The 12,618-nt window shown below is 60.9% G+C and carries 15 protein-coding genes; 10 read left to right on the forward strand and 5 right to left on the reverse strand.

The genetic code is table 11. The features are described 5' to 3' along the window. The first annotated feature begins 29 nt into the window (after window positions 1-29). From pstB to ACIGEK_RS04355, 4 genes are all read left to right on the forward strand, one after another. Window positions 30-863 carry a phosphate ABC transporter ATP-binding protein PstB gene (gene pstB / locus ACIGEK_RS04340; RefSeq protein ID WP_397492116.1) on the forward strand — a complete coding sequence of 278 codons (834 nt, stop codon included), beginning with the start codon at window positions 30-32 and terminating at the stop codon, window positions 861-863. Window positions 864-915: 52 nt separating this feature from the next. Beyond that, window positions 916-1,647, forward strand: coding sequence for a phosphate signaling complex protein PhoU (phoU, locus tag ACIGEK_RS04345; RefSeq protein WP_397492117.1), 732 nt, complete (start codon window positions 916-918; stop codon window positions 1,645-1,647). Between the two features lie 145 nt (window positions 1,648-1,792). Further along, window positions 1,793-2,704, forward strand: a complete 912-nt coding sequence (locus ACIGEK_RS04350) for a response regulator (protein WP_397492118.1) — start codon at window positions 1,793-1,795, stop codon at window positions 2,702-2,704. 125 nt (window positions 2,705-2,829) lie between these two features. Then, window positions 2,830-3,726 (forward strand): peptidoglycan DD-metalloendopeptidase family protein, encoded by an 897-nt coding sequence (locus ACIGEK_RS04355; protein WP_397492119.1) that lies wholly within the window; start codon window positions 2,830-2,832, stop codon window positions 3,724-3,726. A gap of 130 nt (window positions 3,727-3,856) precedes the next feature. On the opposite strand, the gene ACIGEK_RS04360 is transcribed toward ACIGEK_RS04355, so the two are convergent. The 5 genes from ACIGEK_RS04360 to ACIGEK_RS04380 all read right to left on the reverse strand — a co-directional run bounded on the left by ACIGEK_RS04360 (window position 3,857) and on the right by ACIGEK_RS04380 (window position 8,947). Further along, entirely contained in the window at window positions 3,857-5,197 is a 1,341-nt protein-coding gene (locus ACIGEK_RS04360) for a hemolysin family protein (protein WP_397492120.1), read from the reverse strand. Between the two features lie 69 nt (window positions 5,198-5,266). Next, the gene (gene phoR / locus ACIGEK_RS04365; RefSeq protein ID WP_397492121.1) at window positions 5,267-6,574 is read right to left on the reverse strand and encodes a phosphate regulon sensor histidine kinase PhoR; all 1,308 of its coding nucleotides are present in this window, start codon (window positions 6,572-6,574) and stop codon (window positions 5,267-5,269) included. Between the two features lie 49 nt (window positions 6,575-6,623). Then, complete coding sequence (gene phoB, locus ACIGEK_RS04370) at window positions 6,624-7,313, reverse strand: phosphate regulon transcriptional regulator PhoB (protein WP_397492122.1); 690 nt, start codon at window positions 7,311-7,313, stop codon at window positions 6,624-6,626. 91 nt (window positions 7,314-7,404) lie between these two features. Further along, the gene (gene ubiA / locus ACIGEK_RS04375; protein ID WP_397492123.1) at window positions 7,405-8,301 is read right to left on the reverse strand and encodes a 4-hydroxybenzoate octaprenyltransferase; all 897 of its coding nucleotides are present in this window, start codon (window positions 8,299-8,301) and stop codon (window positions 7,405-7,407) included. Window positions 8,302-8,395: 94 nt separating this feature from the next. Next, window positions 8,396-8,947: a chorismate--pyruvate lyase family protein gene (locus ACIGEK_RS04380; protein ID WP_397492124.1), complete on the reverse strand. Its 552-nt coding sequence runs from the start codon at window positions 8,945-8,947 to the stop codon at window positions 8,396-8,398. Between the two features lie 215 nt (window positions 8,948-9,162). Between ACIGEK_RS04380 and ACIGEK_RS04385 the strand changes: the two genes are divergently transcribed. The 6 genes from ACIGEK_RS04385 (at window position 9,163) to ACIGEK_RS04410 (ending at window position 12,616) form a co-directional block, all read left to right on the forward strand. Next, window positions 9,163-9,330, forward strand: coding sequence for a rubredoxin (locus ACIGEK_RS04385; protein ID WP_090240746.1), 168 nt, complete (start codon window positions 9,163-9,165; stop codon window positions 9,328-9,330). A 97-nt stretch (window positions 9,331-9,427) separates the two neighbouring features. After that, the gene (locus tag ACIGEK_RS04390; protein WP_090379673.1) at window positions 9,428-9,595 is read left to right on the forward strand and encodes a rubredoxin; all 168 of its coding nucleotides are present in this window, start codon (window positions 9,428-9,430) and stop codon (window positions 9,593-9,595) included. Between the two features lie 63 nt (window positions 9,596-9,658). Then, complete coding sequence (locus tag ACIGEK_RS04395; protein ID WP_397492126.1) at window positions 9,659-10,807, forward strand: NAD(P)/FAD-dependent oxidoreductase; 1,149 nt, start codon at window positions 9,659-9,661, stop codon at window positions 10,805-10,807. A gap of 186 nt (window positions 10,808-10,993) precedes the next feature. Then, window positions 10,994-11,266, forward strand: coding sequence for an HU family DNA-binding protein (locus ACIGEK_RS04400; RefSeq protein WP_090250753.1), 273 nt, complete (start codon window positions 10,994-10,996; stop codon window positions 11,264-11,266). Window positions 11,267-11,406: 140 nt separating this feature from the next. Then, on the forward strand, window positions 11,407-11,799 hold the full coding sequence (locus ACIGEK_RS04405; RefSeq protein WP_397492127.1) for a helicase: 393 nt from the start codon (window positions 11,407-11,409) through the stop codon (window positions 11,797-11,799). A gap of 79 nt (window positions 11,800-11,878) precedes the next feature. Next, window positions 11,879-12,616 (forward strand): hypothetical protein, encoded by a 738-nt coding sequence (locus tag ACIGEK_RS04410; RefSeq protein ID WP_397492128.1) that lies wholly within the window; start codon window positions 11,879-11,881, stop codon window positions 12,614-12,616. Window positions 12,617-12,618: the final 2 nt, after the last annotated feature.

Here is a 12,618-nt window from a genome sequence, read left to right on the forward strand (position 1 = left end):
AAAGCATTTGTTAGCGTAGGGAGCATCCCATGCAGCACGAAACACATACACACGGTATCGACATGGCGGCCCTTGGTCGCGATCGCCAGGGCCTGAACATGGCCAATGAGCAAGTAGCCATCGACGTACCAGGCCTGAACCTGTTCTACGGCGACAAGCAGGCGTTGTTCGATGTGCAGATGACCATTCCCAGGCAGCGCGTTACTGCGTTTATCGGGCCGTCCGGTTGTGGTAAGTCGACCCTGCTGCGCACGTTCAACCGGATGAACGACCTGGTTGATGGCTGCCGTGTAGAAGGGGAAATCAACCTCGATGGCCGCAACATCTACCGTAAGGGTGAGGACGTGGCCGAGCTGCGCCGCCGTGTCGGTATGGTGTTCCAGAAGCCTAACCCGTTCCCCAAGAGCATCTACGAGAACGTGGTGTACGGCCTGCGTATTCAGGGTATCAACCAGAAGCGCGTACTCGATGAAGCCGTGGAGTTGTCGCTGAAGAACGCGGCGTTGTGGGACGAGGTTAAAGACCGCCTGCATGACTCCGCCCTTGGCCTTTCTGGCGGCCAGCAACAACGTTTGATCATCGCTCGTACCGTCGCGGTGCAGCCGGAAGTGCTGCTGCTCGATGAGCCGTGCTCGGCGCTCGACCCGATTTCCACGCTGAAAGTCGAAGAGCTGATCTACGAACTGAAATCCAAGTACACCATCGTCATCGTTACCCACAACATGCAGCAAGCGGCGCGGGTCTCGGATTACACGGCGTTTATGTACATGGGCAAACTGATCGAGTTTGGTGATACCGATACGCTGTTCACCAACCCGGCGAAGAAGCAGACAGAGGACTACATCACCGGTCGTTACGGCTGATGGCAAGCCCATCCACTGTCGACACGTATCCGGTTAATTCAAGGGTTTGCACATGATCAACAAAGAAAACCTTACCCAGCATATCTCCCAGCAATTCAACGTCGAGCTGGAGGAGGTGCGCAGTCACCTGCTGGCCATGGGCGGCCTGGTCGAGAAGCAGGTCAACGACGCGGTTACCGCGCTGATCGACGCCGACTCCGGCCTGGCTCAGCAGGTGCGCGAGATCGATGACCAGATCAACCAGATGGAACGCAACATCGACGAAGAATGCGTACGTATTCTCGCTCGTCGTCAGCCGGCGGCCTCTGACCTGCGGTTGATCATCAGCATTTCCAAGTCGGTGATCGATCTTGAGCGCATCGGCGACGAAGCCACCAAGATCGCCAAGCGCGCGATCCTGCTGTGCGAAGAAGGCGAAGCGCCGCGTGGCTACGTTGAAGTGCGGCATATCGGCGATCAGGTGCGCAAGATGGTGCAAGAGGCGCTGGATGCTTTTGCCCGTTTCGACGCCGACTTGGCGCTGTCGGTCGCCCAATACGACAAGACCGTTGACCGTGAGTACAAGACCGCCCTGCGTGAATTGGTCACCTACATGATGGAAGACCCGCGTTCGATCGCGCGCGTGCTCAACATCATCTGGGCCCTGCGTTCACTGGAGCGTATCGGCGACCACGCCCGCAATATCGCCGAACTGGTGATCTACCTGGTACGCGGCACCGACGTCAAACACATCGGCCTGACCCGTATGCAGGAAGAAGTGCAGGGCACCAACAAGGGCAACTGAGTTGTCTGTTACGGGCGGCGTTGTCGCGCTGCCCGTGCGGCCCTGCATGGCAAAGATGCACGTGATCTCGACATATGGTGCATTTCGGTTGGCCTTTGGCCAGTAGCCGTGACTATGCTTAAGGCCATCAGAACAGGAGTGGCCGATGAGTAAAGTCAGCGTGCTGGTAGTGGACGACGCAACCTTTATCCGCGATTTGGTGAAAAAGGGTTTGCGCGACCACTTTCCAGGCATCCAGATCGAGGAAGCCGTCAACGGGCGCAAAGCCCTGCAGATGCTGACGCGTCAGCCGGTTGACCTGATTCTCTGTGACTGGGAAATGCCGGAAATGTCCGGCCTGGAACTGCTTACCTGGTGCCGCGAACAAGAAGCCCTGAAGATCGTCCCGTTCATCATGGTTACCAGCCGCGGTGATAAGGAAAACGTCGTGCAGGCTATTCAGGCTGGCGTTTCCGACTTTATCGGCAAACCCTTTTCCAGCGAACAACTGATCACCAAGGTGAAGAAGGCCCTCAGCCGCGCCGGCAAATTGCAGGCACTGATGTCCAGTGCGCCGCCAAAAATGCTCAGCAGCGGCTCGTTCGCCAACGACTCGCTGTCTGCTCTGACCGGCGGCAAGGCCGACGTTGTTAAACCGGCAGCAGGGCCAGCGGTGCAAGCCGCTGCGGCCTTTGCCGGTAAGCCTGCCGCCAAAGCACCTGCATCCAGCGCGCCTAGCGGGCGTGGCCAGGGGCAGTTACGGTTACCCGGTGGCGCCACCATGTCCTGTGTGATCAAGGCGCTGAGCCTCAAGGAAGCCCTGCTGGTGGTTAAACGGACTGAGGTGCTGCCGCAGGTGCTGGAAAGCGCAGTACTCGATCTGGAACAGGGCGAGGCGGCGGAAACCGCGCGACTCAACGGTTACCTGCATGCCGTCGCGGCCTTCGAGCCAAAACCCGACAGCGAGTGGCTGCAATTGACCTTCAGGTTCGTCGACCGCGATCCACAGAAGCTCGATTACATCTCGCGCCTGATTGCCCGGGGTACTGCGCAGAAGCACTTCAGTCCTGGCGCCTGAGCAGGTTTAGCACACCACCGGTGCATGCGAGATGGCTCACAACCCTGGCCCCCCGGTTCGCTTGCTGCGTGATCGACTGCTAATCTCAACGATCCGCACAGGCAAATCATAAGATCTGAGTCGTTATGCTAGGGCGTTTGATACTTCTATGCAGTTTGTTGACCCTTGCCGACCAGGCAATGGCGTTGACTATTTACAAGTACACCGATGCCAACGGTGTGGTCACCTATACCGATCAGGCTGCGCCCGGTGCGCAAGTCTTCGTGTTTAGCGACCGTATGGTTGAGCGCCTGGATAACCAGGTAAAGCTGGAAACCAAGAAGCACGAAGCGGGTGAAACCCTGCTGGTGCGTAATGATCTGCACGCACCGGTACAGATTGAGCTTCGCCTGGTGGCCACGGATAACGTCACCGGCGTGCCGAACAAGCCGATCAGTTGGGTGCTGCCGCCCCGTAGTCAGATCCGTCTGGCCACCCTGGCGCCGCGCGATGCCAGCAAACCCATGCGCTATACCCCTAAGCTGCGCTATGCCATGGGCGATCCGCGCCTGCTACCGACGCAGAAGAGCTACCCGTTGCCGTGGCGCGGCGGCCCGTTCCGCCTGACCCAGGGTGCTAATGGCCAGTACAGCCACTTCACCCCCAAAGGTCGTTATGCCATGGATATCGCCATGCCCGAAGGCACGCCGATTGTTGCGGCGCGTAGTGGCATCGTGGTGAAGACCGAGAATCGACAGAGTGGGCGTGGCAACAACCCCTCCGGCAACTATGTGCGCATCCTGCATGACGACGGCACCATGGGCGTCTACCTGCACCTGATGAAGGGCTCGGTGGCCGTGCGAGAAGGTAGCCGGGTCGGTGTTGGTAGCATGCTCGCGCGCTCCGGCAATACCGGCAACAGCACCGGCCCGCACCTGCACTTCGTGGTGCAGCGCAATGTCGGTCTGGCGCTGGAGTCGATCCCCTTCAACTTCGCCCAGCCAGTCAACAGCCTGCCCAACTTTGCCGTGGGCGGCGAATAAGTCGATTTCGGCAGGGCAGGGGCGCCTTGTCCATCGCGGTTGATAATGCGCTAAGGCTTCGCGGCTAAAGCCTCTTGCGCAGTCGTAGGTTGGGCTCGCTACGCCTAGCGCCAACCTACGTCTACCTGCCTCAGTCCTGCTTCAGCACCTTGGCCAGCACGATCTTCGGCCCTTTCATCTTCTTGACGATGATGCGCAGGCCGTCGACGTCCAGCACTTCCTCTTCCTCGGGCATGCGCTTGAGGGTCTCGTAGATCAGTCCGGCCAGGGTTTCCGCCTCGACGTGATCAAGGTCGACACCGAGCAGGCGTTCGACTTTAGCCAGTGGCGTATCGCCGCGTACCAGCAGCTTGCCCGGTTGGTAGGCGAGGATGCCGCGTTCGGCCTTACGGTGTTCGTCCTGAATATCGCCGACCAAGGCTTCCAGCACGTCTTCCATGGTCAGGTAGCCTATTACCTTGCCGTCGGCCTCCTCGACCAAGGCAAAGTGCGAGCCGCCCATGCGGAACTGTTCCAGCAGGCTGGACAGCGGCATATGCCGGCCGACGCGCTCTACCGGGTGCATCAGGTCTGCCAGTTTCAGCGCTGAGGGCAGCATCTCCAGTAGCGACAGGTGCAACAGCAGATCCTTGATATGTAATACACCGACATACTCGCCGCTGGTCTCGTCGTAGATCGGGTAGCGGCTGTACTTGTGCCGGCGGAATACGCTGAATACTTCATCCAAGGCAGCGGTCAGCGGTAGGTAGACCAAGTCCTCGCGGGAGTTGGCCCAGTCCACTACTTCCAGCTCACCCAGCTCAACGGCCGAGGCCAGCACACGCATGTCCTGATCGCTGGGGTCACTGGCGCGGCTGGAATGGAGGATCAGCTTGAGCTCGTCGCGACTGTAATGGTGTTCATGGTGTGGGCCCGGCTCGCCCTGGCCAGCCACGCGCAGAATGGCGTTGGCGCTGGCGTTGAGCAGGAAGATCGCCGGGTACATGGCCCAGTAGAACAGGTACAGCGGCACGGCCGTCCACAGCGAGAGCAACTCGGGTTTGCGGATGGCCCAGGACTTGGGGGCTAGTTCGCCGACCACGATATGCAGATAGGAAATGATCGCGAAGGCACTGAAGAAGGCGATGCCGTGCACCAGCTTCTGTGACTCAATGCCGATGGCGGCGAGCAGCGGTTCGAGCAGGTGGGCAAAAGCGGGTTCGCCGACCCAGCCGAGGCCGAGCGAGGCCAGGGTGATGCCGAGCTGGCAGGCCGACAGGTAGGCGTCCATCTGGTTATGTACGGTGCGCAGGATATGACCGCGCCAGCCATGGGCTTCGGCCAAGGCATCGACCTTGGTGGCACGTAAGCGAACAATGGCGAACTCGGCGGCAACGAAGAAGCCGTTGAGCAGCACCAGAAACAGGGCGAAGAGGACGAGGCCGAAATCGGCGAAATAGTTGCTGGCGACGTAACTCGTGGAGGGGTCCATAGAGGGTTCGGGTAGTGAATGACCGCTAAAGGGTGGGGGCTGGCTGCCGGCTTTGCAAGTACGCCGCGGTTACTGGCCGCGCCGCACCACTTGCAGCGATGGAAAATGGCAGGTGAAGGTGCTGCCCTTGCCCAGGCTGCTGACGATATCCAGCCGCGCGCGGTGGCGCAGCAGCACGTGCTTAACGATGGCCAGGCCCAGGCCGGTGCCGCCGGTGTTGCTGGCGCGGCTGGAGTCGACCCGGTAGAAACGTTCGGTCAGGCGTGGCAAGTGCTTGCCCTCGATGCCCAGGCCGCTGTCCTGCACGCTGAGGTGCGCACCCTGTTCATCGCCCCACCAGTGGACCCGGATCTCGCCCTCGTCCGGTGTATATTTGACGGCGTTGAACACTAGGTTGGAGAAGGCGCTGCGCAGCTCCGCCTCGCTGCCCTTGAGCTTGAGGTGCGGGTCCGCTTCCAGGCTGATGCGGTGATGACGCTCGCCGGACAACGCCTGGGCATCGTTCTTGATGCTTAGCAGTAGCAGGTCGACGGCCACCGGCTGGTTGTCCGAGGGGTAGTCGGTGGCTTCCAGCTTGGCCAGCAACAGCAGGTCATTGAGCAGGTTCTGCATGCGTCCGCCTTGCTGCTGCATTTGCTGCAGGGCGCGAAGCCAGCGCGGATTAACGTCCTCGACGTTGTCTAACAGGGTTTCCAGATAACCGGAGATCACCGTCAACGGCGTGCGCAGTTCGTGGGAGACGTTGGCGACGAAGTCCTTGCGCATCTGCTCCAGCTGATAAAGGCGGGTGATGTCACGCACCAGCATCAGGTGCTCACGGTTGCCGTACTGGGTGATATGGAATTGCAGGCGCAGACGGTCGCTGACCGGTGAGGGCAGCTCCAGCGGCTCGTTGTAATTGTGGTTCTCGAAATATTCGATAAAGCGCGGGTCGCGCACCAGGTTGGTGATCTGCTGGCCGCTGTCTTGAGGGGTTTTCAGGCCTAGCAACTTTTCTGCTGCGATGTTCCACCACTCCAGATTGCCGTCGCGGTCGAGCATGATCACTGCATCTTTCAGCGCAGCGGTGGACTCCTGCACGCGGTCGATCACTGCCTGCAGACGGCCACGGACCTTTTGGTCGCGGCGCTGCAGGTGATAGATGCTATCGAACACTTCGCCCCACAGGCCGTAGCCATCGGGCGGCGCTTCGTCGCCTTGGCGGGTGCGCAGCCATTTGTGCAGGCGCAGCAGTTGCTGCAGGTGCCAGCCAAGGTAGCCGGTCAGGCCGAGCACGAGTGCCCAGGCGTATTCGCCGGTGATCAGTCCAAGCAGCAGACAAACACCGACCAGTAGCAATAAGCGACGTATCAGGGGGCCGTGCCAGTCTTGATTCAATTCAAACTCATCCGCCAATCAATCCATGGTTGCCAGGTCGTGCAGGGGCTCAGCTCTTGGTGGAGAAACGGTAACCCGTGCCACGTACAGTCTGCACCAGGTTTTCGTAAACCTCGCCAAGCGCTTTGCGCAGGCGGCGGATATGCACGTCGACGGTGCGCTCCTCGACATACACATTGCCGCCCCAGACCTGATCGAGCAGCTGGCCGCGGGTGTAGGCGCGTTCCTGGTGGGTCATAAAGAACTGCAGCAGGCGGTATTCGGTGGGGCCCATCTCGGCCGGTTTGCCGTCGATGGTGACGCGATGGCTGACCGGGTCGAGCAGCAAGCCGCCGACCTCGATCGGCCCTTCGCTGTCGACTGGGCCAGCGCGGCGCAGCACAGCCTTCAGGCGTGCGACCAGTTCGCGCGGGGAGAACGGTTTGGTGATGTAGTCATCGGCGCCGACTTCCAGGCCCTGGATCTTGTTGTCCTCTTCGCCTTTGGCGGTGAGCATGATGATCGGGATGTCGCCGGTCAGCTCATCGCGCTTGAGGCGCCGCGCCAGTTCGATACCGCTGGTGCCGGGGAGCATCCAGTCGAGCAGGATCAGATCGGGTTTGCGGTCGACGATGATGGCGTGCGCCTGCTGGGTATTCTCCGCTTCCAGGCACTCGTAACCGGCCATTTCCAGGGCCACGGCGATCATTTCACGGATCGGTGCTTCGTCATCGACGATCAGGATGTTCTTGCCAACCATGGGTCAAGCCTCGGGTCATCTCGCTGTAATGGGCTGCATTAGATAACGGAATTATTGCAGCGATATGACAGCTGCGCGGCAACGCTTCTTTCTAGGCGCGCAGAGCGTAGTCCAGCACCAAGCCGATAAAGATCGCCAAGCCTGCCCAATGGTTGTGCAGAAAGGCATTGAAACAGGCCATCGGCTTGCGATTACGGGTCTTGTGAAACTCCCAGGCAAAGCAGCCGGCGGCCACCAGCAGGCCGAGGTGGAAGTACAGGCCCAGCTCGAAGCGCGCCGCCGCCAGCAGCAGGCAGAGCAGCGCCAGCCCCTGCAGGATGACGATAATCAGGCGGTCGGCATCGCCAAACAGAATGGCGGTAGAGCGCACGCCGATCTTCAGGTCGTCCTCGCGGTCGGCCATGGCGTAGTAAGTGTCGTAGGCCACGGTCCAGAGCAGGTTGGCGATATACAGCAGCCAGGCTTCCGGCGGCGGCATCTCTCCAGTCACCGCGCTGAAGGCCATCGGCATGCCCCAGGAAAATGCCGCACCCAGCACCACTTGCGGGTAGAAGGTGTAGCGCTTCATAAAGGGGTAGCAGGCGGCCAGAGCCAGGCCGCCGAACGACAGCCAGATGGTGGTGGTATTGGTAAACAGCACCAGTACAAAACTCAGCGCCACCAGCACGGCGAACAGGATCAGCGCCTCGCGCGGCTTGACCTTGCCGCTGGCCAGCGGGCGGGCCTTGGTGCGGCTGACGTGGCCGTCGAAGTTGCGGTCGGCGTAATCGTTGATCACACAGCCGGCGGCGCGCATCAGCAACACGCCGACCACGAAGATAAACAGGTTTTTCGCGCTCGGCACGCCCTCGGACGCCACCCACAAGGCCCACAGCGTTGGCCACAGCAGCAGGTAGATGCCGATGGGCTTGTCCAGGCGCATCAGCTGGATAAAGTCCCAGGCGCGCGGGTGCAGGCGGTTGAGTGAGTGCAGCAGGCGGGTATACATCGAGCGCGTCTCCATGCGAGTTGCGGCTGATTATACGGAGCGCGGCGCGCGATGGGGCGTAGGTGATGGTTATCGCTACGCGGCCCGGCCCATCCTACGGCTCGATGGCGGCCGTGGCCCAGAATTCGGGGAGGAATACCTCAGCCACCAGCACCCCCAGTGCGCCACGGCTAAAGCATGAACGGCGCGCCCACAGGCGCTCGCTGCAGGCTTCTGCTGGCAGCCACTGGGCCGGGTAGCGGCATACCTGCAGTTCGCCGCGATCGAAGGCGCGGTCGCTGAACAGCAACTCACCCAGCGAGCGGCTACCGAGTTGGTCCAGTGCCAGGCCGGAGCCTTCCAGTACGCTGCGCGCCGCCACGCTGCGGGCGAATACCCAGGGCTGGCCGTGACCGCGCAGGTACACCTCGCGCACCCAGCCTTGGCTGCCGTTGACCACGCCCAGGGCGCTGCATTCATCGCTGCGCAGACGCTGCCAGCCTTCATGCAGCGGAGTGACGCTGAAGCCATCAGCCGACAGGGCGGTCAGCCGTCGCGTCAGCGAATCTTCATTGAATAGCCAATCACGCACCGCGGCAGTGGGCGCAGGGTGCAGTTGGCTGGCAGTCAGCCAACGCGGTGGATGGGCGAGGGTGGTGTGGGGCACGGGCAGGTTTCACCGTAGGCAGAGGCGCGCGAGTCTAACATGGCCCCTGCGCCCGGATAGGTGGCGCAAGGCGCGGCGATTGGCCGCTACGCCGGGCAGAACCCGACTTTGGTTGGCCTAGATGGCGCGCTATTCATCGCCCGGCGGCTTGGCGCCCCTGCACATATACGGTAGTTTCCCCGGCGCAATAGCCGTGTGATCCAGCTGAGGTAGTTATGAAGAAGTGGCAATGTGTAGTCTGTGGACTGATTTACGACGAGAGCCAAGGCTGGCCTGATGAAGGCATCGCCGCTGGTACGCTCTGGCAGGATGTCCCGGAAGACTGGCTGTGCCCCGACTGTGGCGTGGGCAAGCTGGATTTCGAAATGATCGAAATCGGTTGAGTCCAGGCTGTGACAAGCGGCGACCCAAGGGTCGCCGTTTTGTTTAGCGGGTGCGCATACTAAGCCCTGAACGAGCTGGATAAGCAGCGAGGTGGTTATGCGTAAGTGGCAGTGTGTGGTGTGCGGTTTTATTTATGACGAAGCCCTCGGTCTACCCGAGGAAGGCATCGCCCCTGGCACGGCCTGGGAAGATATTCCCGCAGATTGGTTGTGCCCCGATTGCGGCGTCGGCAAGCTGGATTTCGAGATGATCGAAATCGCCTGAGCCGCGTCAGCCCTGAAATCTATTACGGCCGCAGCAATGCGCGGCCTGTGTGAGGAGTGCAGCATGAGTGCACCTGTCGTCATCGTCGGTACCGGCCTGGCCGGCTACAACCTGGCCCGTGAGTTTCGCAAGCTGGACAGCGAAACCCCGCTGTTGCTGATCACTGCCGACGACGGTCGCTCGTATTCCAAACCCATGCTGTCCACCGGCTTTGCCAAGAACAAGGACGCCGATGGCCTGAGCATGGCCGAGCCGGGCGCCATGGCCGAGCAGCTCAAGGCGGAAGTGCGCACCCATACCCGAATCAGCGGTATCGATCCCGGTCATAAGCAGCTGTGGATCGGTGAAGAGGCTGTGCCTTATCGCGATTTGGTGCTGGCCCTGGGGGCCGAGGTAATCCGCGTACCGGTGGAAGGTGATGCCGACGATGCGATCTTTTCGATCAATGATCTGGAGGATTACGCGCGTTTTCGCACTGCAGCCGCCGGCAAGCAGCGCGTCCTGCTGCTGGGCGCCGGGCTGATCGGTTGCGAGTTTGCAAATGACCTCAGCCTGGGCGGTTATCAGGTCGAGCTGGTGGCTCCGTGTGAGCAGGTAATGCCCGGTCTGCTGCATCCGGCTGCCGCCGCGGCAGTTCAAGCCGGTCTGGAAGGGCTGGGTGCGCGTTTTAACCTCGGCCCTGTGCTGACCAGGCTGAACCACCAGGGCGATGCACTGCAGGCGCATTTGTCCGACGGTACGCTGATTGAGTGCGACCTGGTGCTTTCCGCCGTGGGTCTGCGTCCGCGTATCGAGCTGGCAGCTGCTGCTGGTTTGGCGGTCAATCGCGGGGTGGTGGTTGATCGTCAATTGCGCACTTCCCACGCCAATATCTACGCCCTAGGTGACTGCGCCGAGGTCGATGGGATCAATCTGCTCTACGTCATGCCGCTGATGGCCAGCGCCCGCGCACTAGCGCAAACCCTGGCCGGTACCCCCACGGCCGTAAGCTACGGGCCGATGCCGGTGACGGTAAAAACCCCGGTCTGCCCGTTGGTGGTATCGCCGCCACCGCGCGGTTTGCAAGGTGAGTGGAGCGTGGAGGGCAGCGGCGGCAATATCAAGGCGCTGTGTCATGACAGCAGCGGCGCGCTGCTCGGGTATGCCCTCACCGGTACGGCCGTGCAGGATAAATTGGCCCTGAATAAGCTTTTACCTACGCTTTTGGCCTGAATGGCGGTCGTTCTGTCGGATATGCCACAAAACTGCTCGGTTTAACTGTCGGACAAGACTGGCGCAGGGCCCAATGGCATGCCATTCTCCCTCAGTCTGCCGCAGCCTAGAGCTGTTGCGGCGCCTTGGTATCTGCTCGCGCAGAGCAGCCCGGACACAACAACAAAAAACCGTAAAGAGGCATTTATGCGTAAACCGGAACTCGCCGCCGCTATCGCCGATAAGGCGGATCTGACTAAAGATCAGGCAAACCGTGTACTTAACGCCGTACTCGAAGAAATCACCAACGCACTGAACCGCAAGGACAGCGTCACCCTGGTGGGCTTCGGTACTTTCGTGCAACGCCATCGCGGTGCTCGCACCGGTAAAAATCCGCAAACCGGCGAGCCGGTAAAGATCAAGGCCAGCAACACCGTCGCCTTCAAACCGGGCAAGTCCCTGAAAGACGCGGTCAACTGAGTCTTCGAGCCCGGGCCCTTGGGCTCCGGGCTGCACTACCCCGGCCAGCGTGTTCACGCCCTTCTTTCAGCCGGATGTAGTCCCCGCCGCAAACCGCTACAATGCGCCGCCTTTTCCCTACCCTTTGCGAGGCCTCGCGCATGAAATTTCGTTTTCTTCTGTGGATGCTGGGCCGTCTGATGGCCAAGGCCAGCCGTGAAAATCCGGCATTCCAGCAACAACTGGTCGACCGCGACATGGTCTTTCAGCTGCACACCCTGGACGGCAAAGTTGCTCGTCACTTCATCGTTAAAGACCAGCGCATCACCAGCAAGCGCGGCACGGCTACTGAACCTGCCTTCGCCCTCGGCTTCAAAGATGCTGCCTACGGGTTCGCCACCATGAGCGCCAAGAACAAGCAGCTGGCGTTTATGCAGGGCATCCAGAATAAGGACATCCAGATCCAGGGCAACCCTGCGCTGGTAATCTGGTTCCAGGGGCTGACTAAATACTTGATGCCGAAAAAGAAAGACGCTGCCAAAAAGGCTGCCTGATCCGCACCGCAGCGCGCCAGGGCTGGCCGGCGCGCGCTGCTTTCGCTAGGCTGGGCAGAGCCATCGTGAGAGTTTGCCCATGCGTCTGCTGCTGAGTGCCCTGCTGTTTTCCACCACCCTTGCCCATGCCGCACCCCCTAAAGCCGAAGCCTTTGCACCGTTATTCGAGCTGGCCGGTATCCGTTTGCTCTGCGAGCAGAGCGCGCCGTTGGTGCAGCGAGGCCTGAGCGATAAACAGCAAGCGCAGTTGGCCAAGGTGTTTGCCGCCGATGGCCTGTGTCTGGACTTGGCCAAGCAGCTGACCAGCAAGTTCGACCAAGCCCAGTTGGAACAGGCCAAGAGCCTGTTGGAAAGCCCGTTGGCGCAGGGGTTTACCGCCGCCGAGCGCTCGGTGGGCGAGGGCGGTGCAGAAGGTCTGGCGACCTATCGCAAACAACTGGTTGAGCGCCCGCCACGTGAGGAGCGCATGGCTCTGGTGCGGCGTCTGGATGCTGCCGCGCACACCACTACCCTGGCCACCCTGTTGCGCTATGAAGTGGGCAAGACCCAGGCGTTTTTGGCCTTGCAGGGCCGTGGCGAAAGCATCGACGAAGAAGCCCTGAGCACTCAGACCAAGACTCAGGAAGACGCGTTGCGCGCATCCAGCTCTGAGGCGGTGGAGTCTTTTATGCTCTACGCCTACCGGCAGATGCCCAGCGAAAAACTGGCCGACTATGCTGCCCTGTATGAGCAGCCAGCTGTGGCGCAGTTGCTTGACGGTAGCGTGCAGGTGCTGCCGGAACTGTTCGCTGCACGACGCGCACAGCTGAAGAAGTAATC

The sequence above is a fragment of the Pseudomonas sp. NPDC079086 genome (genome assembly GCF_044542155.1).
Classification (GTDB): domain Bacteria; phylum Pseudomonadota; class Gammaproteobacteria; order Pseudomonadales; family Pseudomonadaceae; genus Aquipseudomonas.

Coding starts and splice junctions, on each gene's coding strand:
- pstB (WP_397492116.1), top strand. CDS start 30: ATGCAGCACGAAACACATACACACGGTATCGACATGGCGGCCCTTGGT.
- phoU (WP_397492117.1), top strand. CDS start 916: ATGATCAACAAAGAAAACCTTACCCAGCATATCTCCCAGCAATTCAAC.
- ACIGEK_RS04350 (WP_397492118.1), top strand. CDS start 1,793: ATGAGTAAAGTCAGCGTGCTGGTAGTGGACGACGCAACCTTTATCCGC.
- ACIGEK_RS04355 (WP_397492119.1), top strand. CDS start 2,830: ATGCTAGGGCGTTTGATACTTCTATGCAGTTTGTTGACCCTTGCCGAC.
- ACIGEK_RS04360 (WP_397492120.1), bottom strand. CDS start 5,197: ATGGACCCCTCCACGAGTTACGTCGCCAGCAACTATTTCGCCGATTTC.
- phoB (WP_397492122.1), bottom strand. CDS start 7,313: ATGGTTGGCAAGAACATCCTGATCGTCGATGACGAAGCACCGATCCGT.
- ubiA (WP_397492123.1), bottom strand. CDS start 8,301: ATGTATACCCGCCTGCTGCACTCACTCAACCGCCTGCACCCGCGCGCC.
- ACIGEK_RS04385 (WP_090240746.1), top strand. CDS start 9,163: ATGAAGAAGTGGCAATGTGTAGTCTGTGGACTGATTTACGACGAGAGC.
- ACIGEK_RS04390 (WP_090379673.1), top strand. CDS start 9,428: ATGCGTAAGTGGCAGTGTGTGGTGTGCGGTTTTATTTATGACGAAGCC.
- ACIGEK_RS04395 (WP_397492126.1), top strand. CDS start 9,659: ATGAGTGCACCTGTCGTCATCGTCGGTACCGGCCTGGCCGGCTACAAC.
- ACIGEK_RS04400 (WP_090250753.1), top strand. CDS start 10,994: ATGCGTAAACCGGAACTCGCCGCCGCTATCGCCGATAAGGCGGATCTG.
- ACIGEK_RS04405 (WP_397492127.1), top strand. CDS start 11,407: ATGAAATTTCGTTTTCTTCTGTGGATGCTGGGCCGTCTGATGGCCAAG.
- ACIGEK_RS04410 (WP_397492128.1), top strand. CDS start 11,879: ATGCGTCTGCTGCTGAGTGCCCTGCTGTTTTCCACCACCCTTGCCCAT.